The sequence below is a fragment of the Novosphingobium humi genome (assembly GCF_028607105.1).
Taxonomy (GTDB): domain Bacteria; phylum Pseudomonadota; class Alphaproteobacteria; order Sphingomonadales; family Sphingomonadaceae; genus Novosphingobium; species Novosphingobium humi.
Genome location: NZ_CP117417.1, coordinates 2996228 through 3020672 on the forward strand (window position 1 = coordinate 2996228; position 24445 = coordinate 3020672).

15 protein-coding genes are annotated in these 24445 nt (G+C 66.0%); 14 read left to right on the plus strand and 1 reads right to left on the minus strand.

The genetic code is table 11. From position 1 onward, the window contains the following. The 6 genes from xdhA (at window position 1) to PQ457_RS14145 (ending at window position 8874) form a co-directional block, all read left to right on the plus strand. Entirely contained in the window at window positions 1–1410 is a 1410-nt protein-coding gene (gene xdhA, locus PQ457_RS14120) for a xanthine dehydrogenase small subunit (RefSeq protein WP_273617438.1), read from the plus strand. Then, the gene (gene xdhB, locus PQ457_RS14125) at window positions 1403–3688 is read left to right on the plus strand and encodes a xanthine dehydrogenase molybdopterin binding subunit (protein ID WP_273617439.1); all 2286 of its coding nucleotides are present in this window, start codon (window positions 1403–1405) and stop codon (window positions 3686–3688) included. Before xdhA ends, xdhB begins: the two co-directional genes overlap by 8 nt. Further along, on the plus strand, window positions 3685–4587 hold the full coding sequence (xdhC, locus tag PQ457_RS14130) for a xanthine dehydrogenase accessory protein XdhC (RefSeq protein ID WP_273617440.1): 903 nt from the start codon (window positions 3685–3687) through the stop codon (window positions 4585–4587). The genes xdhB and xdhC overlap by 4 nt, the downstream gene beginning before the upstream one ends. Further along, a complete protein-coding gene (gene guaD, locus PQ457_RS14135; RefSeq protein WP_273617441.1) occupies window positions 4584–5843 on the plus strand; it encodes a guanine deaminase in 1260 nt (419 codons plus the stop codon). The genes xdhC and guaD overlap by 4 nt, the downstream gene beginning before the upstream one ends. A 9-nt stretch (window positions 5844–5852) precedes the next feature. Beyond that, entirely contained in the window at window positions 5853–6872 is a 1020-nt protein-coding gene (locus PQ457_RS14140) for an adenosine deaminase (RefSeq protein WP_273617442.1), read from the plus strand. Between the two features lie 196 nt (window positions 6873–7068). Next, on the plus strand, window positions 7069–8874 hold the full coding sequence (locus tag PQ457_RS14145) for a DEAD/DEAH box helicase (RefSeq protein ID WP_273617443.1): 1806 nt from the start codon (window positions 7069–7071) through the stop codon (window positions 8872–8874). 87 nt (window positions 8875–8961) lie between these two features. Here the strand turns inward: PQ457_RS14145 and PQ457_RS14150 are convergent, their stop codons facing one another. Continuing rightward, entirely contained in the window at window positions 8962–10248 is a 1287-nt protein-coding gene (locus PQ457_RS14150; protein WP_273617444.1) for a sugar MFS transporter, read from the minus strand. A 197-nt stretch (window positions 10249–10445) separates the two neighbouring features. On the opposite strand from PQ457_RS14150, the gene PQ457_RS14155 reads away from it, so the two are divergent. From PQ457_RS14155 to PQ457_RS14190, 8 genes are all read left to right on the plus strand, one after another. Next, window positions 10446–11093, plus strand: a complete 648-nt coding sequence (locus PQ457_RS14155; RefSeq protein WP_273617445.1) for a trimeric intracellular cation channel family protein — start codon at window positions 10446–10448, stop codon at window positions 11091–11093. Between the two features lie 53 nt (window positions 11094–11146). Then, on the plus strand, window positions 11147–13426 hold the full coding sequence (locus PQ457_RS14160) for a patatin-like protein (protein ID WP_273617446.1): 2280 nt from the start codon (window positions 11147–11149) through the stop codon (window positions 13424–13426). Between the two features lie 120 nt (window positions 13427–13546). Beyond that, window positions 13547–13951, plus strand: coding sequence for a hypothetical protein (locus PQ457_RS14165; protein WP_273617447.1), 405 nt, complete (start codon window positions 13547–13549; stop codon window positions 13949–13951). Next, window positions 13951–14664, plus strand: coding sequence for a nucleotide-binding protein (locus tag PQ457_RS14170; RefSeq protein WP_273617448.1), 714 nt, complete (start codon window positions 13951–13953; stop codon window positions 14662–14664). The genes PQ457_RS14165 and PQ457_RS14170 overlap by 1 nt, the downstream gene beginning before the upstream one ends. A 50-nt stretch (window positions 14665–14714) precedes the next feature. Beyond that, a complete protein-coding gene (gene bcsA / locus PQ457_RS14175) occupies window positions 14715–19247 on the plus strand; it encodes a UDP-forming cellulose synthase catalytic subunit (RefSeq protein WP_273619340.1) in 4533 nt (1510 codons plus the stop codon). Continuing rightward, window positions 19244–22813, plus strand: coding sequence for a cellulose biosynthesis protein BcsC (locus PQ457_RS14180; RefSeq protein WP_273617449.1), 3570 nt, complete (start codon window positions 19244–19246; stop codon window positions 22811–22813). The genes bcsA and PQ457_RS14180 overlap by 4 nt, the downstream gene beginning before the upstream one ends. A gap of 56 nt (window positions 22814–22869) precedes the next feature. After that, entirely contained in the window at window positions 22870–23331 is a 462-nt protein-coding gene (gene bcsD / locus PQ457_RS14185) for a cellulose biosynthesis protein BcsD (RefSeq protein WP_273617450.1), read from the plus strand. Continuing rightward, window positions 23321–24412, plus strand: coding sequence for a family 8 glycosyl hydrolase (locus PQ457_RS14190; protein ID WP_273617451.1), 1092 nt, complete (start codon window positions 23321–23323; stop codon window positions 24410–24412). Before bcsD ends, PQ457_RS14190 begins: the two co-directional genes overlap by 11 nt. Window positions 24413–24445 lie beyond the last annotated feature (33 nt).

Sequence of the window (24445 nt, forward strand, 5' to 3'; positions counted from 1 at the left end):
ATGATCCGCTTTCTGCTCGACGGGCAAGTGACGGAAATCGAGGCGGGCGCGCAGGAAACCGCGCTGCACCTGATCCGCGAAAGGCTGGGCCGCAAGGGCACCAAGGAAGGCTGCGGCGAGGGCGATTGCGGGGCCTGCACAGTGCTGCTGGGCGAGATTGTGGAAGGGACGGTGCAATGGCGCGCGGTCAATTCGTGCATCCTGTTTGCCCCCATGCTCGACGGCAAGGCGCTGGTGACGGTGGAAAGCCTCGGCACGCCCGATCGCCTCTGCGCGGTGCAGGGCGAGATGGTGGCGCGCCATGGCAGCCAGTGCGGCTTTTGCACCCCCGGCTTCATCATGAGCCTTGAAGGCCGCGCGCGGGGCGGATTGGGCACCGTGGGGCAAAACGGCCCGCGACCGGTGGCCGATGTGCTCTCTGGCAATCTGTGCCGCTGCACCGGCTATGGCCCGATACTCGACAGCGCGGCGGCCTGCCCCCCTGCCCTTCGCGATGATGGCGATGTGCTGGCCGGTTTGGCGGCCTTGCCGCGCGGCGAGGGCGAAAACTGGCACGCGCCGCGCAGCGCCGATGAACTGGCCGCGCTGCTGGTGGACTATCCCGATGCGCGGCTCGTGGCGGGGGCCACCGATGTCGGCCTGTGGGTGACCAAGCAATTGCGCGATCTGGGGCGAGTGATCTTTATCGGCGATGTGGCCGACCTGCGCGGGATCGAGGAAAGTGAGGCGGGCGTCACGCTGGGCGCGGCGGTGCGCTATTCGGAAGGCTGGGATGTGCTGGCGCGGCTGCACCCTGATCTGGGCGAGTTGGTGCGCCGGATAGCCGGAACGCCGGTGCGCAATGCGGGCACGATCGGCGGCAATATCGCCAATGGATCGCCCATCGGCGACATGCCGCCCGCGCTGATCGCGCTGGGCGCAACCCTGACGCTGCGCCGGGGCGATGTGCGGCGCGAAATGGCGCTGGAGGATTATTTCCTCGCCTATGGCAAACAGGACCGGCGCGAGGGGGAATTTGTCGAGGGGATCTTCATCCCCCGCCCCGCGCCCGATGCGGTGATCGCCATCACCAAACTGTCCAAGCGGTTTGACAGCGATATTTCGGCGGTGCTGGGCGCGTTTCATCTGAGTATCGAAAACGGGATGATCGCCCGCGCGCGCATCGCCTTTGGCGGCATGGCGGCCACGCCCAAACGCGCCCATGCCACCGAGGAGGCGCTGATCGGCAAGCCATGGGAGGAAGCCACCATCGAGGCGGCAATCCCAGCTCTCGCCCGCGATTATCAACCTTTGAGCGATGTGCGCGGATCATCGGCCTATCGCCTTGCCGTCGCGGGCAACCTGCTGCGCCGCCTCTGGCTGGCCCACAATGGCGAGGCGGTCAGCGTATTGGAGGTGGGCCATGACTGAGGTCCACACGCCCCATGCCCATGACAGCGCCCGCCTGCACGTGATGGGGGCGGCGGCCTATATTGACGATCTGCCGCATCCTGCCGGGCTGCTCCATCTGGCCTTTGGCCTTTCGGCGCGGGCCCATGCGCGCGTGCTGGCGATGGACCTGTCGGCGGTGCGCGCGGCGCCCGGCGTGGTGGGGGTCTATACGGCCGGTGATATTCCCGGCGACAACAATGTCGGCCCGCTGCGCCATGACGAGCCCCTGCTGGCGACAAGCGAAGTGCATTTTGCCGGGCAGCCGATCTTTCTGGTGGCCGCACAAAGCCACGATCAGGCCCGCCGCGCCGCCCGTCTGGCCAAGGTGGATTACGAGGATCTGCCCGCGCATCTGACCGTGGCGCAGGCCTTGGCGGCGGGCGACTATATCGAGCCGACCCAGCGCATGGCGCGCGGCGATGCCGATGCGGCGCTGGCCGCCAGCCCGCGCCGCTTGCATGGCGCGCTGGAGATCGGCGGGCAGGAGCATTTCTACCTCGAAGGCCAGATCGCGCAGGCGATGCCGATGGAGGACGGGCAGACCCATGTCTGGTCCTCGACCCAGCATCCGTCCGAGGTGCAGCATCTGGTCGCCCATCTGCTGGGCCGCCCCAGCGCCGATGTGACGGTCGAGGCGCGGCGGCTGGGCGGCGGTTTCGGCGGCAAGGAAACGCAGGCCACCGCGCCCGCCGCCGCCTGCGCGCTGGTGGCGATGAAGACCGGCCGCCCGGCCCGCCTGCGCTATGACCGCGACGATGACATGATCCTCACCGGCAAGCGGCATGATTTCACCATCCGCTATGATGTCGGCTTTGACGATAAGGGCGTGCTGACCGGGCTGAAGCTGGAACTGGCCTCGCGCTGCGGGATCAGCATGGACCTGTCGCCCTCGATCAACGACCGGGCGATGTTCCATGCCGACAATGCCTATTGGCTGCCTGCGGTGGAAATCCTGAGCCACCGGTTGCGCACCAACACCGTGTCGAACACCGCCTTTCGCGGCTTTGGCGGGCCGCAGGGGATGATCGCCATCGAGCGGATCATGGACGATGTGGCGGCCGCCGTAGGGCGCGATCCTTTGGATGTGCGCCGGGCCAATCTTTATGCGCCGGGGCGCGACATCACCCCCTATGGCATGCGCGTGGCCGATAATGTCGCGCCCCAGATCATGGATGAACTCAGCCTTTCCTGCGATTATGCGGCGCGGCGGGCGGCGGTGGCGGCGTTCAACGCATCGCACCGCGTGCTCAAGAAAGGCATCGCCCTCACCCCCGTCAAATTCGGCATCAGCTTTACAGCGCAACATCTCAATCAGGCGGGCGCTTTGGTGCTGGTCTATGCCGATGGTTCGGTTCAATTGAACCATGGCGGGATCGAGATGGGGCAAGGGCTTTACACCAAGGTCGCGCAGGTGGTGGCCGATGTCTTCGCCCTGCCCCTTTCGCGCATCCGCATCACCGCCACGCGCACCGACAAAGTGCCCAACACCAGCGCCACGGCGGCCTCTTCGGGGTCAGACCTGAACGGCATGGCCGCCTATTATGCGGCGATGGAGATCAGGGGGCGGATGGCGGCATGGCTGGCCGCGCAAAATGGCGTGGCGGTCGAAGATGTGCGCTTTACGCCCGAGGGCGTGGTGGCCGGAGACACCACCATGCCGTTTTCCGCGCTGGCCCGCATGGCCTATATGGCGCGGGTGCAACTGTGGGCCAGCGGCTTTTACGCCACGCCCGAGATCCACTATGACCGCGCCGCGCATCATGGCCGCCCGTTCTATTATTTCGCCTATGGCGCGGCGTGCAGCGAGGTGGTGATCGACACGCTGACGGGCGAGCATAAGGTGCTGCGGACGGATATTCTCCATGATGCGGGCCGCTCGCTCAATCCGGCGATTGATCTGGGGCAGGTCGAGGGCGGGTTCATTCAGGGCATGGGCTGGCTGACCACCGAGGAGCTTGTTTTCCACCCCGATGGCCGGTTGCTGTCCCACGCGCCCAGCACCTATAAGATCCCCACGGCATCCGACCGCCCGGCCCATATGGACATCCGCCTGTGGGAACGGGGCGAAAATGTCGAACCCACGATCCACCGTTCCAAAGCCGTGGGCGAGCCGCCCTTCATGCTGGCGATCAGCGTTTTCAGTGCTTTGAGCGAGGCGGTCAAGGCGGCTGCGCCCGGTGTCGGCCTGCCCGCGCTGGACGCGCCCGCCACGCCGGAGCGGATTTTGAAAGCCATTGCGGAGTTAAAGGCGCGATGATCTGGCAGGATCTGGCCCGACAGGCTTTGCCGCGCGAACCGGTCGCGCTGATCACCGTGCTGGCCACCGAAGGTTCGGCCCCGCGCGGGCCGGGCGCGCGCATGGTGATCACGGCGGGCGCAATGGCGGGCACGATCGGCGGCGGGCGGCTGGAGCATCAGTTGGTGGCGCAGGCCCGCGCCATTCTGGCCCATCCGGCAGGCACTTGGCGGGTGCAGGATTATCCACTGGGGCCTTTGCTGGGCCAATGCTGCGGCGGGCGGGTGCGGGTGATGGTCGAGCGCTTGGCCGATGCGGCATGGTTCGATGCGCCCACGCTGACCATCCTGCGCGAGGGGGCGGTGGAAAGGGTTGCGCTGGGCGAACGGCCCGCAATGGCCATTCCCGCACGTGGCCCCCTGCCCGCCCCCGGCTTTACCTTTGCCGAGCCGCAGGATGGGCCGCGCCTGCCGCTGATGCTGTTTGGCGCAGGGCACGTCGGGCGGGCGATTGCCGGGCGGGTCGAGGGATTGCCGCTCTCGCTGGGCTGGTATGACAGCCGCACGGATTATGATCGCCCCGGCGTGGTGGTCGCGCCCGATGATGAACTGGTGGCCTGCGCGGCCAGCGCGGGGGGCGATCATGCCGTGCTGATCCTGACGCATGATCATGGGCTGGACTATCGTTTGACGGCGGCGGCCTTGCGTTCGCGCGCGCGTTTTGTCGGACTGATCGGTTCGGCCACCAAACGGGCGCGGTTTCTGGCGCGGCTGCGCAGCGAAGGGGTCGATGCCGCGCGCCTGACCTGCCCCATCGGCATCCCCGGCATCAGCGGCAAGGAGCCGGACACGATCGCCATTGCCGTGCTGGCGCAATTGCTGTCGCTTCCCATGACCGCGGCGATGGAGCAGGCGGCATGATCCATGCGTTTCGCGGCGAGATCCTGACCACGCCCGCGCCCGATCTTGTCCAGCACTATCTCGACGGGCTGCTGGTGGTCGAGGATGGGCTGGTGGTGGCGCTGGGGGCCTATGCCGATCTGGCGGGGCGGTTTGGCGATGTTCCGGTCGAGCCTTTGTCCGGCCTGATCGTGCCCGGATTTATCGACACCCATATCCATTATCCGCAAACCGGGCGCATTGCCGCCCATGGCCAGCAATTGCTGAGCTGGCTGGAGCAGCATATTTTCCCGGCGGAAAAGGCCTTTGCCTCTCGCGCCCATGCCGATCACGTGGCCGCCTTCTTCCTCGACGAATTGCTGCGCAACGGCACGACCAGCGCGCTGGTTTTCGCCACTGTGCATGAGGGCAGCGTGGACGCCCTGTTCGAGGCGGCACTCTCGCGCAACATGCGGATCATTTCGGGCAAGGTGCTGATGGACCTTGGGCCGGAAGGTCTGCGCGATACGCCAGAGGCGGCGCGCGGGGAAAGCGAGGCGCTGATCGCGCGGTGGCGCGGGCGCGGGCGGCTGGGCTATGCGGTGACGCCGCGCTTTGCGCTGACCTCGTCCGATGCGCAATTGCGCGTGGCGGGCGATCTGCTGGCCGCGCACGGCGATGTGATGATGCACACGCATATGGCCGAAAACCGGGGCGAATGCGCGGCGGTCGAGGCGCGGTTTGGCGCGGCGCATTATATCGACGCCTATGACCGGTTTGGGCTGGTGGGGCCGCGATCGCTGTTTGCCCATTGCATCCATATGAATGACGCGGCGATGGGGCGCATGGGGCAGGCCGGTTCGGCGATTGCCTTTTGCCCGACCAGCAATCTGTTTCTGGGTTCGGGCCTGTTCGATCTGACGCATGCCGACCGTTTCGGGGTTTGCGTCGGGCTGGGCAGCGATGTGGGCGCGGGGACGAGTTTCTCGATGCTGGCAACGCAAGGCGAGGCCTATAAGGTGTGCCAGATGCGTGGGAGCGTGCTCGATCCGTTTCGCGCGCTCTATCTGGCAACGGCCGGGGGCGCGCGGGCGCTGGGCCTGTCGGACCGGGTGGGCGGATTGCAGGCGGGGCAGGAGGCGGATTTCATCGTGCTCGATCCCGGCGCCACGCCCTTGCTGGCCATGCGGACGCAGGGCGCGGGGCTGGCGGAAAAACTGTTTGCCATGCAGGTGCTGGGCGATGACCGCTGTGTGGCGCGCACCTATATCGCTGGCATCCTTGCCCATTCGCGTTAGGATCAAGCCATGAGCGACCTCGACACCTTCAACCTCGATCAATTTATTGGGGGCATCCCCAAGGCCGAACTCCACCTGCATATCGAGGGCAGCCTTGAGCCGGAGCTGATGTTTGAGCTGGCGCGGCGCAACAAGGTGGCGATCCCCTTTGCCAGCGTCGAGGATGTGCGCGCGGCCTATCGCTTCTCGAACCTTCAGGACTTTCTCGACATCTATTATGCCGGGGCGCAGGTCTTGCAGACCGAGCAGGATTTCCACGATCTGGCCGCCGCCTATTTCGCGCGGGCGCGCTCCGATGGGGTGCGCCACGCCGAGATCTTCTTCGATCCGCAAACCCATACCGATCGCGGCATTCCCTTCGATGTGGTGATCGAGGGGCTATTGTCCGGCATGGCGGCGGTCGAGGGAGTGTCGTCCAAACTGATCCTCTCTTTCCTGCGCCATCTGGACGAGGAGGCTGCCTTTGCCACATGGGGGCAAGCGGAAAAGTGGCTGGATCGGATCGCGGGCGTTGGCCTCGATTCGTCGGAACTGGGCCATCCGCCCTCCAAATTCGCCCGCGTCTTTGCCGCCGCCGGAGAGGCGGGGCTGAAGCGCGTGGCCCATGCCGGCGAGGAAGGCCCGCCCGCCTATGTCTATGAGGCGCTCGACCTGCTGCATGTCGACCGAATCGACCATGGCAACCGCGCGCTGGAGGACCCCGCGCTGGTCGAGCGTCTGGCGCAATCGGGGATGACGCTGACCGTCTGCCCGCTTTCCAATCTGAAATTATGCGTGGTGGGCGATCTGGCCGATCATCCGATCGACCGGATGCTGGATCTGGGGCTGAACGCCACGGTCAATTCGGATGATCCGGCCTATTTCGGCGGCTATGTTGCCGAAAATTACCGGGCGGTGGCCATCGCGCGCAACCTTGGCAAAGCGCAGATCGTCCAACTGGCGCGCAACAGTTTCACCGGCTCTTTCCTGAGCGAGGCGGAGATCGCCGCCCATCTGGCGACAATCGAGGAATTTGCCCGCCAAAACTAGATTTTGTGCCACGGCGGGCCGCCCGACTCGGCCCAACCCAAAAAAAGAACAAGCCAAACGGCAATTTTCCCGCTATGGGCGCGCCATATGACGGGCTGCTGGCTGTTGTCGCGCCCTCTTTTGGCCCCTTTGGCGGCCTGCTACCGAATGTTTCCATTCCTCCTGCCCCCACCGGGGCAGAGCCACAAGAGTTTGCATGACCGAATCGAACCTTCCCGCCACGCTCGCCCCCTGCATCCTTCGCGCCATCGAGACGCAAGGCTACACTTCGCTGACCGAAGTGCAGTCCAGCGTCATCAAGGAGGAAGCGGCCGACCGCGACCTCATCGTTTCGGCGCAGACCGGATCGGGCAAGACCGTGGCCTTTGGCCTGGCGATGGCCAATGACCTGCTGGACGGCGGCGAGACGCTGCCCCCCGCGCGCGATCCGCTCGCGCTGATCATCGCCCCCACGCGCGAACTGGCGCTGCAGGTCAGCCGCGAGCTGACCTGGCTCTATTCGCAGGCGGGCGCCCGCATCGTCACCTGCGTGGGCGGCATGGACCCTGTCAAGGAGCGCCGCCAGTTGAACTTTGGCGCGCATATTGTGGTCGGCACGCCGGGCCGCCTGCGCGACCATCTGGAGCGCGGGGCGTTTGACCTCTCGGGCCTCAAGGCCATCGTGCTGGACGAAGCGGACGAAATGCTCGACATGGGCTTCCGCGAGGATCTGGAACAGATCCTCGAAGCCACGCCTGAAACCCGCCGCACGCTGCTCTTCTCGGCCACGATGCCGGGTCAGATCGTGGCGCTGGCCCGCCGCTATCAGCGCGACGCGCTGCGCATTTCGACCGTGGGCGAAAACCGCGGCCATGGCGACATCGCCTATCAGGTGATGACCGTGGCCCCGGCCGACATCGAACATGCCGTGGTCAACCTGCTGCGTTTCCACGAGGCCGACACCGCGATCCTGTTCTGCGCCACGCGCGATAATGTGCGCCACCTGCACGCCACGCTGGTCGAGCGCGGCTTTGCCGCCGTGGCCCTGTCGGGCGAGCACAGCCAGAATGAGCGCAACAATGCGCTTCAGGCTCTGCGCGACCGCCGCGCCCGCGTTTGCGTGGCCACCGACGTTGCCGCGCGCGGCATCGACCTGCCCAATCTGACGCTGGTGGTCCATGTAGAAATCCCGCGTGACGCCGAAACGCTTCAGCACCGTTCGGGCCGCACGGGCCGCGCGGGCAAGAAGGGCACTGCAGTCCTCATCGTTCCCTTCCCGCGCCGCCGCCGGGTGGAAATGATGCTGCGCGGCGCGCGGATCGAGGCCGAATGGACCGAAGTGCCCAGCCCCGAAGCCATCCGCACCGCCGACCGCCAGCGCCTGCTCGATAAGCTGCTGGCCCCGGTCGAGGCCGAGGATGATGCAGAGGATCTGGCGATCGCCGAGGAACTGCTGGGCCAGCGCAGCGCGCAGGATCTGGCGCTGGCGCTGGTGCGCGCGCATCGCGCCTCGCTGCCCCAGCCCGAGGAACTGATCGCTTCGGCCCCGGACAACATCCGTCAGGCCCATCATCGCGCCGGTTTCGAGGATGTGGCCTGGTTCCGCATCGACATCGGCCGCCAACAGAACGCCGATCCGCGCTGGATCCTGCCGCTGCTGTGCCGCCGCGGCCATGTCACGCGCGGCGAGATCGGCGCGATCCGCATCGGCGCCAACGAAACCTTTGTGCAGATCCCTCGCAATCTGGCCGACCGTTTCGGCAATGCCGTGGCGCGCACCGCCATTCCGGGCAGCGACGATGAGGCCGGTGTCAACATCGAGCCCAGCACCACCGGCCCGCGCGAGCAGGCCCGTGAGCACCGCAAGGGACGCCATGCGCCGGGCGCACGCCGTCCTCCGCACAGCGAGGGCCATGCCCAGCACCCCAATGGCGTCAAGCCCTATCGCCCCAAGCCTGCGGGCGGCGGCAAGGGCGGCTTTGGCGGCGGCTTCAAGGGCAAGGGCCCGCGCGGCCGCGATTGAGCCTGACAGGCCTTCAGACAAAAAGGGCGGCGGAACCAACCCGGTTCCGCCGCCCTTTTTGCTGTGTCCCGCCGGGCGCGAAGGGTTTTAACCCTCCTCCGCCGCCGGATGGCGGGCGAACCAGCCGAAATAGGCGATCACCGCATAGCAGATCGCGGGCAGCGCCAGCGACAGGGCAAGGCTGCCCATGCCGTCGGCGATTGCGCCCGTGGCCAGAGGCACCACCGCGCCGCCGAAAATGGCGATGTTGATGATGCCCGAACCGTCCGCCGCCTTGGTGCCAAGCCCTTCGCAGGCGAGGCTGAAGATGGTGGGGAACATGATCGAGTTCATCAGGCCGATCAGCAGCAGGCTGTAGGCAGCAAGCGCGCCATGCGTGTTGGTCGAGATCAGGATCAGCACGATCGCGCCAATCGCGTTAAAGGTCAGCACCTTGCCCGGCGAAACCACGCGCAGCAGAGCCGAACCCAGGAAGCGCCCCACCAGCGCGCCCGCCCAGTAATAGGGGATATAGGCGCCAGCACCCGCATCCGTCAGGCCCAACACGCCGGGCTGCTTGAGATAATTGACGATCAGCGAGCCGATCGACACTTCCGCACCGACATAAAGGAAGATGCAGAGCGCGCCCAGGCCAAAGCGCTTTTGCGAAAGCAGCGCGAAACCGGCGGCCAGCGAGGTCTGCTCATGCTTCTCGCCCTTGAGGCGGTTGCGGTTGAACCACACCACCGCCGCCACCAGCGCCAGCGCGGCGGCCAGCGCGGTATAGGTGTTTACCACGTGCTGCGTCTCGGCCATCCGATAGGCGTCGAGCGCAGGCCCGGTCAGATCCTCGACCTTCACGTCCTTGAGCTTGCCAAGGATGATCGGCGCGCCCACCAGCGGGAAGATCACCGTGCCAAGGCTGTTGAAAGCCTGCGCAAAGGTCAGGCGGCTGTGCGCGGTTTTGGCCGGGCCAAGCAGCGAGATCAGCGGGTTCGTCACGACCTGCACCACCACCACGCCGCTGGCCAGCACGAAGAGCGCGGCAAGGAAGATGGCATAGGTCGCGCTTTTCGAGGCCGGGATGAAGAGCAGGCAGCCCACCATCATCGTGAGCAGCCCCGCCACCGCGCCGCGCATATAGCCGATCCGCTTGACCAGCGCCGCGCCCGGCAGGCCGATCAGTGCATAGGCGGTGAAGAAGCAGAATTGCACCAGCATCGCCTGGGTGTAATTCAGCGTGAAGAGTTCCTTCAGCTTGGGAATGATCACGTCATTCAGGCTGGTGATGCCGCCGAAGATGAAGAACAGCGCCATGACAAACAGGCGCAATTCCGGTGCGTCGATATTCTGGCCCGCCTGCGCGCCGCCTTTGGTGTCTGGAGCCAATGCCATGGGCGTAAATTCCCCCTCCTCTTGTGCCTTGTGCGCCTGTCATATCGACAGATCCCGTTGCAGCAATGGCGCGGCCGTACATATACGTTTGCAAAGCGCCGATTGGCCTAGCCCTCGGCAATATCGACAACGCTGTCAAGCGTCTGGCCGTCACGCATACGCTTGCAAAATGCCCCGGCATGACGAAAAAGCGATGAATGGTGCCGGCATCCCTCTCTGTTCAACCTGTAGTGGATGCCTCGGCATGGCTGATGCCATGGCTGGATATGGCGGCCACGGCCGTTTTTGCCCTCTCGGGGGCGCTGGCGGCGGCGCGGATGCGCAAGACGCTGGTCACTTTCATGTTCTTTGGCGCGATCACGGGCGTTGGCGGGGGCACCTTGCGCGATGTGCTGATCGGAGCGCCGGTGTTCTGGATGCATCGGTCCGCACCGATAGCGATCTGTCTGGGCGCGGCGCTGCTGGTGTGGTTCACGCCGCGCCGGATCTGGCCGGAACAGGCGCTGGAATGGTTCGACGGCATCGGGCTGGCGGCCTACAGCGTGTTTGGCGCGGCCAAGGCGCTGTCGTTTGGCATTCCGCCGCTGCCCGCCGCGATCATGGGGGTGGTGACGGCCTGCATGGGCGGGATTTTCCGCGATATGCTGGCGGGCGTCCCCTCTATCGTGTTGCGGCCCGAGATCTATGTGACGGCGGCGGCTCTGGCCGCGGGCGGCTATGTCGCGCTGATCAGCATCGGGGCCTATGGCTGGGCGGCGATGGCGGCGGGCTTTCTGGGCGGGCTGATCCTGCGCTTTGCCGCGATCCGCTGGCAATTGGGGCTGCCGGCCTACAAAGACCTTTAGGCGCGATATTTAGGTTCTTGCGCCGCCCCGATATTGGGCGCAGACAGTAACCCATGCGGCACAAAGAGCTTCGTCTCGCTCTGGTCTGTTACGGCGGGATCAGCCTTGCGGTTTACATGCATGGCGTGACCAAGGAGGTATGGAAACTGGCCCGCGCCAGCCGCCTGCGCCGCAGCCCCGACAATCTTTTGCCCAGCGAGCGCATCTATGCCGACCTGCTGAACGCCATCGCGGATCGCACGGCCATGCAATTGCGGGTGCTGCCCGATATTGTCGCCGGGGCCAGCGCGGGGGGCCTCAACGGCGTGTTTCTGGCCCAGGCCATCCACAGCGGGCAATCGCTCGAACCGCTGACGCGCCTGTGGCTGGAGCGGGCCGATATCGACTGCCTGCTCGATCCCGACGATCGGGGCTGGACCGGCTTTGCCAAGCAATGGGCGGTGCCCGTGGTGCGGATGCTGCTGTCGCGCACCTCGCCCATATCGCACACTTCCTCGGCCATCGAGGACGAGATCCGGGCCAAGCTCAACCGACTGGTGCGTTCGCGCTGGTTCGAGGCGCCCTTCAGCGGGATCGGCTTTTCCCGCCTGATCGCCGAGGCGCTCGACGCCATGGCGGGCGGCGCCTGCGGGGTTCCGCTCCTGCCCCGCGGCCATCCGCTCGACCTGTTCACCACGGCCACCGATTATGCGGGCCATCCCGAGAAAGTCGCGCTGCACAGCCCGCCATGGGTCGAGGAACGCGAGCATCGCGTGGACATCAGCTTTCGCGCCAATGCCGGATACGGGGTGCTGGCGCCCTTGCCCGAACTGGTCTTTGCCGCGCGCGCCTCGGCCAGTTTTCCCGGCGCATTCCCGCCGCTGCTGCCGGTCGAGATCGACCGGCTGATGGCCGAACGCGACGAGGAATGGAGCGGACGGGCAGCTTTTCTCTCACGCGTTCTGCCCGCCCATTTCGCCGCCGGGACGGTGAATGAGGCAGCCTTGATGGATGGCTCGATCCTCGTCAACGCGCCCTTTGCGCAGGCGATTGCCGCCCTCCCCAGCCGCCCGGCCGAGCGCGAGGTGGACCGTCGCCTGCTCTATATCGACCCCACGCAGGATGCGGTTTCGACCATCCGGCCCACCGGCGCGCCGGGCTTTTTCAGCGTCATCTTTCGCGCCATTTCCACCATCCCGCGCGAACAGCCGATCCGCGACAATCTGGAGGCTCTGGCCCGGCAATCGGCCGATATGGCCCGCGTGCGCCAGATCATGGCCGCGATCCAACCCGAGGTGGAGGCCTCGGTGCGTCTGGCGCTGGGGCGCGATGTGCTCAACACCTGCCCCGATGGGGTCCAGATGGCGGCATGGCGTCAGGCATCCCATGCCGCCGCCGTCGAACAGGCCGGGTTTGCCTATCAGGCCTATGCGCGGATGAAGCTGGAGATCACGCTGGACGCGCTGGCGCAGGCGTTAACCCCCGAGGTGCCGATGGCGGCGCCTGCCGAACAGAACGGCGCAGCCATCCGCCAGATATTGGGCCGCTGGGCCCATGCCAATCTGCGCCCCAGAGGCACCGGCGGGCAAAGCATGTCGAGCGAAATGCTGGCCTTTTTGCGCAGCCATGACGGCGGTTTCCGCCTGCGCCGGATGCGCCATCTGATCCGGCGGCTGGAGGAAGCGCGTGAGGAATTGACCGATGTTTCGGCCCATCACCACGATGCCGCGCGCGATGCGGCGTGGCAGGGGCTTTCGCTGGCGCTGGGCGCGGCTTCGCCGATCCCGGTCGATTCGGGGCGCGTTCTGGTTAACCCGGGCGAGGTTCTGCGCGAAATGGCATCGGCGGGCACGCTGCCCCAGCTGGATGCGCGGATCGATGCGCTGCTGGTCGAGGCGATCCGCCATCTGCCTGCCGCGCTGGGACAGGTGATGCTGCTGGCCTATCTGGGCTTTGCCTTTTACGATGTGGCCACGCTAACGCTGACGCGCGGACAGGGCGAGGCCGAGATGAACCCGGTCAAGATCGACCGCATATCGCCGCGCGATGTGGCGCGGGGGACAAGCGCGACGGGTCTGTCGCGCCGCCTGAAAGGAGAGGAATTTCACCACTTTGCCGCTTTCTTCAGCCGTGCCTATCGCGAGCATGATTACCTGATGGGGCGGCTGCACGGCGCGGCGCGCATGGTCGATCTGTTAAACTCCACCGCGCCGGGCGCCATCGACCCGCAGGACACGGCGGCCATGGTCAACGCCCTGTTTGGCGCGATTCTCGACGAGGAGCAGGGCAAGCTGACGGCCGATTCGGGCCTGATCGAAAGCCTGCGGGCCGAGCTTCTTATTCGCCCCCATTAAGAATTTAATCGCCGAAAAACCCCGGTTTCCCAAGAATCTCGCACCAGGAACGCCTCAAAGTTAGCGTTTGTTAACCAATTACGTGCAGGTTTATACGGGAACAAACCTAGGGGTCGATTCATGCGTAAGGACGTCGCCAATCTGCTGGCCAAATTGGGCAAGCGGGAATTCCATTACCAGGAATTTGCGGATCGCTTCAGCGATGTCGAGCTCTGGCCCCTGTTTGAAACGCTGATCCACGATCCGCGCATCCTCAATGCGCCGCCCGCCGAGGACCACGGCGAAGTGGCGATCACCGCCAATGCCGCTGCCGCAACCGCGGCCCCCGCCCCGGCGGCCACGCTGGCCACGATTGCGCCCGCCCGCCCCGGCGGCGAAACCTCCGGCGCCGAGCCTGCTCCGGCCTCCAAGGATCTGAGCAGCCTGTTTGCCCGCTATGGCGGCCAGAATGGCGAAGACGCGCCCGGCGATGTCCATGCCCTGCTGCAAAAGCTGGCCCAGCAAATCGAACAAGGAAAGCTCTGATGCCGCTGATCCTTTGCCATTCGCCCAAGGGCGGCGCCGGCACCAGCTTTGTGGCCGCCCATCTTGCCATGGCTCTGGCCGAGGCCGGCCATGGCGCCACCGCCATCGACATGACCCGTCAGGACAGCCTCAAGCTCTATTTCGGCCTGAAACCGATCAGCGAGATCCCCGATCTGGAAGCGCCTGAAAATCAGGGGCTGACGATTGGCGGGGTGTCGCTGCGTCAGGGCTGGCGCGCGACGCATGCGCCCGCCTTTGCCGATGCGCTCGACAATGGCGAGCTGCCCTTTTCGGGCGGCACTTTTGTGGTGGCCGACATTGCCGCCGACGATACGGTGCTGCGCGATCAGTTGCTGCCCCATGCCTCGCTGATGGTGGTGCCGGTTTCGCCCACCGCGCTGGGTCTGGCCGCGCTGACGCAGGTGGTGCCGGGCACGCCGCTGATCGATCTGGATTACACGGCCTTCATCATCAACCGGCTGGATGAAACCCGCCGCTTTGCCCGCAACGCCAACAGCTTCCTGCGCGAACTGCTGGGGGGCAAGCTGATCGGGTCGATCCATGAGGACGAATCGGTCAACGAGGCCGTCGCCATGGCCAAGCTGCTGCCCGCCCATGCCCCGGCCAGCGGCGCTCTGGCCGACATCCGCGCTTTGGCCAAGACCATCGCGCAGGTTTGCGCTCCCCCTCAGACGGAGGAAGAAGCGGCGTGATCGATTATCTCCCCAAGATTGGCCGTCTGGCTGGATGGGTGCTGCTGGCGATGATCGCCGTGGCGGTCATCACCGTGCCTCTGGATGCCAAGTCGCAATGGCAATTTGCCGGCGCCACGATCGTGGGCGCGCTGATCATCAACCGCTGGAAATCGCAGAAGGGCGCGCTGGCCATCGGCCTGCTCTCGCTGATCGTGTCCACCCGCTATCTGTTCTGGCGCACGACCCAGACGCTGTCTTTCGGCGGCCCGCTCGAAGCGATGCTGGGCACCGGCCTGTATCTAGCCGAAGCCTATGCCTGGGTCATCCTCGTGCTGGGCTTTATCCAGACCAGCTGGCCGCTCTATCGCCCCGTAGTGGAACCCGCGGGCGATCCTTCGCAATGGCCCACGGTGGACGTTTACATCCCCACCTATAACGAGAGCCTCTCGATCGTGCGCAACACGGTCTATGCCGCGATGGACATGGATTACCCGGCCGACCGCTTCAACGTCTATATCCTGGACGATGGCAAGCGCCCGGAATTCAAGGCTTTCGCCCGCAAGGCCGGATGCGGCTACATCACCCGCGACAACAATCTGCACGCCAAGGCGGGCAATATGAACGCGGCGATGAAAAAGACCGACGGCAAGCTGATCGCCATCTTCGACTGCGACCACGTGCCGACGCGCTCGTTCCTGCAGCTCTCGGTCGGCTGGTTCGACAAGGACCCCAAGCTGGCGCTGATGCAGACGCCGCACCACATGTATTCGCCCGATCCGGTCCAGCGCAATCTGGGCAATGTGGTGGGCGACATGCCGGGCGAAGGCGACCTGTTCTATGGCCCGGTGCAGGGCGGCAACGATCTGTGGAACGCGGCTTTCTTCTGCGGTTCCTGCGCGATCATCCGCCGCGAGGCGCTGGAAATCACCAACGGCTTTGCCGGTGAAACCGTGACCGAGGACGCCCATACCGCGCTCAAGCTTCAGCGCATGGGCTGGAACACCGGCTATCTGGAGGCGCGCCTGTCGGCCGGTCTGGCCACCGAACGTTTCGTTCTGCACGTGGGCCAGCGCATCCGCTGGGCGCGCGGCATGACCCAGATCCTGCGCATCGACTGCCCCCTGTTCGGCAAGGGGCTGAGCATCCCGCAGCGCCTTTGCTATCTCAACGCCATGATGCACTTTCAGTTTCCGCTGCCGCGCATCGTGTTTCTGACCAGCCCGCTGGCCTATCTGATCTTTGGCCAGAACATCATTCAGGCCTCGGCCTCGCTGATCTTCGCCTTCTCCGCGCCCCACCTCGTCTGTTCGCAGGTGTTCAGCGGCCGTTCGCAGCTTGGCTGGCGCCGCCCGTTCTGGGGCGAGGTCTATGAAACCATGCTGGCCTTCCACCTGGTCAAGCCCACGGTCATGACCTGGTTCCAGCCGCGCAAGGGCAAGTTCAACGTCACCGACAAGGGCGACCTGCTGGACCAGACCTTCTTCGACTGGGCCATCGTCAAGCCCCATCTGGTGGCCATCGCCCTGCTGGCCGGGGCCGTCTCGATGGGCTGGATCAAGCTGCTGTTCTTCCAGTCCAGCTTCAACATCCAGATCGACACGCTGCTGCTCAACACCGCATGGGCCACCTTCTCGCTGATCATCCTCTTGGCCGCCGTCTCGGTGGCGCGCGAAACGCGTCAGGCGCGCAAGGACATCCGCATCCATGCCGAACTGCCCGTCACGCTCTATCTGAAGTCGGGCCATGCCATCACCGGCGTCACGCGCGACATCTCGATGGGCGGCGCGGCGATTGCTCTGCCCGCCGATCTGCCGGTGCGCGAACCGGAACTGACCCATATCGCGCTCGATATGGACGCTGATCGTCTCGTTATTCCTGTGGATACTATTCGCACGGCGCGCGGATACGCATTTGTACGGTTTCACCCGCTGGACATGGCCATGGGCCGCAAGCTAGTGCGTGCCGTTATGGGACGGGCTGATGCGTGGCAGATGTCGGCGCCTGAGCCGGTGGGGGAACTGCGGTCTGTGAAAGATATTCTTGCCGTCGATCTGATGACGTTGAAGCGCCTGCTGGGTCTGAATGTCGAGGAACGTCGCCGGATGCGTGCCCAGCGCGCGCAAATGGCGGCCGCCAACGCCGAATTGCCCAGCAAGCCCGTTCCGGCCGCCAAGGATGCCGCCAAGGACAAGCCGATAGCGCGCCCCGAGGCCTCGGCCGAGGCGGCCGAGCCCGAAACGGTCGAGCGTCCGATGCTGATGGCCCGCCCGGTGCCCGCGCCCAAGGGCGGCCTGGCCGGGGTCAAGGCGGCTGCCTGCCTGCTGGCGGTGATGGCCGCCTCGATGCTGGCCCCGCATGATGCCTTGCGCGCCCAGGCTCCGGTCGCGGCCCCTGTTGCCTCCGCTGCCGCCACCGCCGCGCCCGCATCCGCGCCGCTTATCACAGCGGGCACCACCGGCACGCGCCGCGAACACCTGACCTTCAAGGATCTGCGCATCAAGACGCCAATCCGCCTGGCGGGCACGCGCGGCGAAATCGGCATCCCCTTCGGCATGCGCCCCAACGATATCGTCACCGACGCACTGGTCACGCTGCGCGCGGCATGGAGCCCGGCGCTGCTGGGCGATCTGTCGCAACTGGTCGTGCTGCTCAATGGCGAAGTCGTTCAGACCGTGCCCCTCACCCGCGACAATGCGGGCGGCATCACGCTCAAGATCCCGGTCAATCCCGCGCTGTTCCTGCCCGGCGACAACCAGCTCAACCTGCGTCTGATCGCGCATTACGCCCGCGATTGCGAGGACCCGTTCCACTCCTCGCTCTGGGCCAATGTCAGCAATGTCCAGTCCGGCTTTGACCTGACGGTGCAGTCGCTGCCCAAGGCGCCCGATCTGGCCAGCCTGCCCGGCCCCTTCTTTGACCGCCACGACAATGGCGCGCTGCATCTGCCCTTCGTGTTTGCCGCCGCGCCCACCCATGGCGACCTCGAGGCCGCCGCCAGCATCTCCTCGTGGATGGGCAGCCTGGCTTCCTATCGCGGTTTTTCCTTCAAGCCGATGGTGGGGCGCCTGCCCGCCGGCAATGCGATCGTCTTCATGAAGACCCCGGCACTGGGCATCAATGTGCCGATCAATGGGGCGACCGCCACGATGATCCGCAACCCGGCCGATTCCAGCGGCATGCTGCTGGTGATTGCCGGGCGCAATGATGCCGAAATCCGCCTTGCCGCAGCGGCTCTGGCCAGCGCCAAGGGCATTCCGGGCGGCGCACAGATGAGCTTTGACAATGCGCGCATCCCGACCTGGCCGCGCTATGGCGCGCCGCGCTGGCTGACCACGGGCCGCGAAGTCAAGCTGGGTGAGATCATGGCGCCTTACGCGCTGGTGGGCATGGGCCTGCCGCCCGGCCCGCTGGCCGCGCGCTTCCGTCTGGCCCCCGACCTGTTCTTCTGGCCCCGTCAGGGCGGTTCGCTCAATCTGGGCTATATCTATCCCGACGCCAAGTGGCTGGACCGCGAAGGTTCGCGCATGGACGTGTCGATCAACGGCCAGTTCCTGAAAACCCTTCCGCTGACCGGCATGACCTGGTGGCAGCGCCTGTGGTATGGTTCGGGCGCCAACAGCGTCAATGGTCGCGGCAGCGTGGGCCTGCCCCGCTACAACCTGTTCGGCTCGAACGAGATCGTCTTTGATTATAACCTGATCATGGCCGACAAGCAGAAGTGCACCGGCACGCTGCCCGACAATGTGCGCGTGGGCCTCGATCCCAATTCGACGATCAACCTGACCGGCGCATGGCACGGGCTGCAGATGCCCGATCTGGCCAGCTTTGCGGGCGCGGGCTATCCCTTCACGGTGCGCCCCGACCTGTCGGAAACCGTGGTGGTGATGGACGAACATCCCAGCGAACCCGCGATCGAGGCTTTCCTCGACATGATGGGCCGTCTGGGCGATTCGACCGGCGTGGCCACCACGGGCGTCACGGTTTCGCTGGGCGGTAATGGTGAACAGACCGCTGACCATGATGTGCTCGTGATCGGCAGCGCCAATCTGGCGGGCGGCGCGCTGTTTGCCAATGCGCCGCTGCGCAACGAGGGCGGCACGCTCAAGGTCACGGAACGCTCGCCCCTGCAATATGTCGAGAGCCTCTTCGGCGGCTGGGGCAAGGACAACAAGGAAGACGTCGAGAACACCGTCTATGCCTCCAAGGGCTTCAACGGCATCGTCGCCTTTGAATCGCCCATCTCCTCGGGCCGCAGCGTGGTCGCGCTGATCGCGGATGACACCGCCACCCTGCCCCAGTTGGTCGATGGCATGAATGACGACAAGATCAACGCCCAGATTCAGGGCGACCTTGCCGTCACCACCGGCGACGGGATGAACAGCTTTGCCATCGGCCCGCGCTATTGGGCCGGCAGCCTGCCGCTCTGGATGAAGATGGCCTATTGGTTCAGCCAGCGCCCGCTGTTGATGGCGCTGAGCGGGGTGCTGCTTGCCCTGCTGCTGACGGGCCCTGTCTATCTGATCTTTGCCCGCCAGGCCAAGAAGCGCCTGCAGGGTGAAGCGCCTGCCGACCTGAACCAACACAAGGGGGACAAGAAGTGAGCATCGCCTCTCAACGCCGCGCGCTGCGCTGGAATACCGGCGCGGCTATGGCTGCCGCGATGCTGGCTTGCGGGCTTGCGGGCGGCCTGGCATCCGCCCCCGCCCATGCGCAGGCATCGGGGGTCAAGACGCTGCTGGATCAGGCCCAATATTGGGAAGGCAAGGGGCGTCACGATCTGGCCGTGCAGGCATGGCGCCGCGCGCTGGAGCTGGACCCGGGCAATGCGGTGGCCAAGCGCGCGCTGGCGCCCGCCGCAGCCCCCGCCCCCGCGCCCCAGCCGACCCGCACGCTCGCGGCCATGCCCAAGCCCGCGCGGGCACCGGCCCCGCGTCCGGTCACGCCGCGCGCCGCGCCTGCGCCCGCCCCGGCTGCGGCCGAAAAGCCCGCGCCGCGCCCTGCCGCACCCGCCGGACCTTCGGCGGCCGACCGCGCCGGTCAGGCCCGCGTCATCGGCTTCCGCGAGTTGCAGGACAATGATCTGGACAGCGCCGAGCGTCAGTTCCAGTCGGCCCTTGCCCGCAACAAGCGCGACGCCGATGCGCTGGGCGGCCTTGGTCTGGTCGATCTGAAGCGTGGCCGCTTTGCGCAGGCCCGCGATCAACTGGCGCAGGCCAGCCAGTTGGGCGATGCGTCCAAGTGGAAGGAAGCGCTGGAATCAGCGCGCTATTTCGCCTCGCTTCAGGAAGCGCAGGCGATGGTCACGCGCGGCGCTCTGGACGATGCCCGCAAGGCCGCCGAGGCGCTGATCCGCTCGGGCTATGCCGAAAATGGCGGCGCCTATGAATTGCTGGCCGACATTTACGAACGTCAGGGCCGCTTTGCCGATGCCGCCGACCTCTATCGTCAGGCAGGCGGCGAGGACAGCCCCAACGGCCAGCGGCTGCAAAGCCGCGCGGCGCGCGGGGCGGCCCTTGCGGCGGCGGCGCGCGGCGATGATTTCGGCGCGGAACAGGCGTTTCAGCAGGGCATCATGCTGGACCAGAACGATCCGTGGATCCGCTATGAATTTGCCCGCTTCATGATCCGCCGCGGCCGCGTGCCCGAAAGCGAGAGCCTGATCGCCTCGCTCTCTTCCTCGACCGATCCCGACGCGCTTTATGCCGCTGCGATGCTGAACGCCGATCTGGGCCGCACCGCCAATGCGCAAGGGTTGATCGACCGCATTCCCGACGAGGCCCGCTCGGCCCCGATGCGCAATTTCGCCATCGGACTGAAGATCGACACCGCCATCATCCGCGCCAAGCAGATCGGCGCCAATGGCCAGAAGGGCGAAGCGGTCGGCGTGCTCAAGCAATTGGGCGGCACCAAGGGCCTCTCGCCGGTCAAGCAGGCCGCGATTGCCGAGGCGCTGCTTGATCTGGGCGACAATTTCGACGCCGCCGCGATGGCGCAGCAGGCGATCAACGGACCGGTTTCGGAAATCGCCGGCTATGAGGCCATCCTGCGCGTGGCCGTGCGGACGGGACGCGACGATCTGGCGCGCACCGCGATGGCCAAGGCGACGCAATTGGCCGCGGGCGATCCCAATGGCCAGCGCGCCGTGGCCCGCATGGCCGCCAGCGCGGCGGCCCAGCAGGCCGACCGCCTGCGTCAGGCCGGTCAGTTCGCCCAGGCCTTCGACGTGCTTCAGACCGCGTTTAACGCCGCGCCCGACAGCCCGGAGATCCTTTCCTCGCTGGCGCGGCTCTATCAGTCGGGCCGGATGAATGCCCGCGCGGCGCAGACCTTCCAGATGATTCTGGTGCGCGATCCCAAGAACCGCGACGCGCTCTCGGGCCTGATGGAAACCGCGCAGGCGGCGGGCGACAAGAGCCTGAGCCAGCAGGCGCAGGCCCAGTTGCTGCGCGAAAACCCGAACAATTACGAAGTCTGGCTGGCCGCCGCCCGCACCGAGCAGGCACGCGGCAATGCCTCGGCCGCCACGCGCTATTTCAAACAGGCCCGCGAGGTCTATCAGCGCAGCAGCGGGACGAACAACGGCGCCAATCCTTTCGCCTCATCGCCCTTTGCCGCCGATGGCGCGCAGGTGGCCCAGCAAGCGCCCGACGCCAACCCCTTCCGCGCGCAGCAGCAGCAGCAACAGCAGCAGCCCGCCGCGCCCGCCATGCCCAACCCCTTTGCCCTTGGCGGCGGCACGCGCCTGCAGATGAGCGCGCCCGTGCAGCCGAGCGGCTTTGCCCCGCAAAACGGTTTTGCCCCCCAAAACGGGGCCGCGCAGAGCGGCTTCTCTCCGCAGGGCAATTATGGCGCCCAGCAGGTTCCCACCGCCTATCAGGGCAATAACTTCGCCCCGCAATCAGCCCCGGCTCCGGCCACATGGGGCGGTCTGCCGGGCAATGGCTTTGCCGGAGGCGCCCAGAATAACGCCGCCCCTTTCGCCGCGACCCCGCAAGCGCCCGTCGATCCGGTGCTGGCGGGAATTGAGCGCGACATCGCAGGGCTTGCCGCCGACAATGGCCCGCGCGCCGAAGTCAACGCCTCGTTCCGCGCGCGCAAGGGCGAAGCGGGTCTCTCGCAATTGAGCGAGATGAAGACCAACGCCCAGCTTTCCACCGGGCTTGGCCGCGGCCGCGTCTTTGCCCGCGCCGAAGCGGTGGTGATCGATGCCGGGCGTCCGACGAGCTCAGGCCTTGCGCGCTTTGGCACCAATGCCACGATCGAGGCGCAGGCCATCGTCAACAAGGTCGCCTCGGCGCTGATCAATGCCGAAACCCAGCGTGCCTCGGGCGTGGCGCTCAGCGCGGGCTATGCCGACAAGCTGGTGCAGATCGAGGGCGGCACCACGCCGGTCGGCTTTGGCAGCACCAAGGCCACATGGCGCGTGGCCGTCACCCCGCAATTGTCCCAGCATGCCACCGCGCGCGCATGGTTTGAGCGCAAGCCGGTGACCGACAGCGTCGTTGCCTATGCCGGGACGCGCGATCCTGTCACGGGCCAGACCTGGGGCCAGGTCATGCGCACCGGGGGCGGTGTTGGTTACTCGTATGAAAACAATGGCAATGGCGCCTATGGCGATGTCAGCTACAACCGCTACAACGGCACCAATGTCGCCTCGAACCGCAATGTCGAGGTCAATGTCGGCGGTTATATGCGGGCTTGGCACGATGAACATTCCTCGATCACGGCCGGGATGAACATCAATTACCAGTCCTATGGCAACAATCAGAACGAGTTCACCTGGGGTCAGGGCGGCTATTTCAGCCCGCAAAGCTTCCTCGCGCTCAGCTTCCCGGTTCGTTACGCCTATGAAAAGGGCAATCTGGACCTGAAGGTGTCGGGCACGCCCGGTTTCCAGAGCTTCTCGCAAAACCGCACCAATCTGTATCCCAATGATGCCGCCGCGCAGGCCCAGCTCGACGCGCTCAAGGCCCTCAACAGCGACGTGCGCAATTATTACGACAGTCTGAGCAAGACCGGCTTTGGCATGTCGGCTCAGACCTCACTTTACTATCGCATCGGCCCGGCCACCCGCGTGGGCGGCGAGGTCAGCTACAACACTTTCGGCAATTATGACGAATTCCGCTCGATGCTGGGCATTCGTCAATCGTTGGGCAGCACCAAGTGAGGGGGGATCAGCACATGAGGCTTGCATATGACGGGACATCCAAAGGGGGGGGCTTGATGGACGATATGCCTTTGCCGCCGTTGACCTCGGATCGCGGACTGGCGGTGATCGCGGCGCTGGCCGTATCGGAAATCTTTGCCAATGCGGGCAAGGAGCAGGCGCAGGGTTTTTTCCGCGCCGTAGGCCAGCGTCTGGCGCGGCAGAACCCGATCCCGGCCATGCGCGACCTGCGCGAGCTTCAGGGCGCGGTCAATGCGGTCTGGTCGCGCGTCGGGCTGGGCGAGGCGGAGATCACGCTCGATCTTCAGGGCGTGCTGATCCATCATCACGATGCCCCCGCCACCATCCCCTATGATCCCGATTTCCACTGGGGCGCGGCCTTGCCGGCGCTCTTGCTGGGGGCCTATGATGGCTGGATGCGCGCCATGGGCAGCCCCGACGCGTTGCAGACCCGCCTGTTGTCCTGCGCGGACAACATCATTGAAATCCGCCATGGCGCAGAGATTGATGCAAGATAAAACCATGTTGTTCGACCGCCGCCATATGCTGATGGCCGCCAGCGCCGCCCTGATGGTGGGCTGTTCGCGCAAGGGCGAGGGCAAATCGGTGACCCCGGAAGGGACAGGCGGCGGGCAAAGGCCGATGGACAGCCAAAAGCCAATCGACGCACCAAAGAACCTGGACGGCATGTGGACCAGCTTTCGCCAGATCTATCTGGATGCCTCGGGGCGGATCGTGGACACCGGCAATGGCGGGATCAGCCATACCGAGGGTCAGGGCTACGGCATGCTGATGGCCGCGACCCTGGGCGACCGGCCGGCCTTCGAGGCCATGTACAACTGGACGCAGGCCCATCTGGCCCGCGCCGATGTGGCGCTTTATTCATGGCGCTTTGATCCGCGTTCGAACAATCCTGTGGCCGACCCCAACAATGCCACCGATGGCGACCTGCTGATCGCGCTGGCTCTGGCGCGGGCGGCGCGGCGCTGGGGCGTGGCGGCATGGGAGGCGCGCTCGCGCCAGATCCGGCAGGCGATCCGCGAGCATCTGGTGATCGCGCGCGGGGGCCAGCATTATCTGATGCCCGGTATTGCCGGTTTCGATCTGGGCGACCGGCTGATGATCAACCCGTCCTATTTCATCTTTCCCGCGCTTGATGCCTTTGCCGCGCTGGATGGTGCGGGCACATGGGGCCCGGTGATCGCCACCTGCGAAAACCTGCTGCGCAAGGCGCGGTTCGGCGCGCATAATCTGCCCACCGACTGGGTGGTGGTGGGGGCCGACGGCACGCCCCAGCCCGCGCCGGACAAGCCGCCGCAATTCGGTTTTGATGCGGTACGTGTGGCGCTCTATGCGGTGGCGGCGCGGCGCGCGGCGCTGGTCGCCCCGATTGCCGATTACTGGCGGGGCAAACAGGCCGCGGGCCAGCCGATCCCGGCCTGGGTCGATGTCTGGTCGGGGGCCGAGGCGCCCTTCCCGCTCTCGCCGGGCGGGCGCAACATCGTCCAGCGCACCCTGAACCAGCCGTTGAAGACCGAGGCGCTGGCCCAGGATTATTACGGCTGCGTGCTGCAATTGCTGGCGCGCCATCTGCGCTGATCTCTTGCGCCGGGGGGCCGGCGGCCACATCTT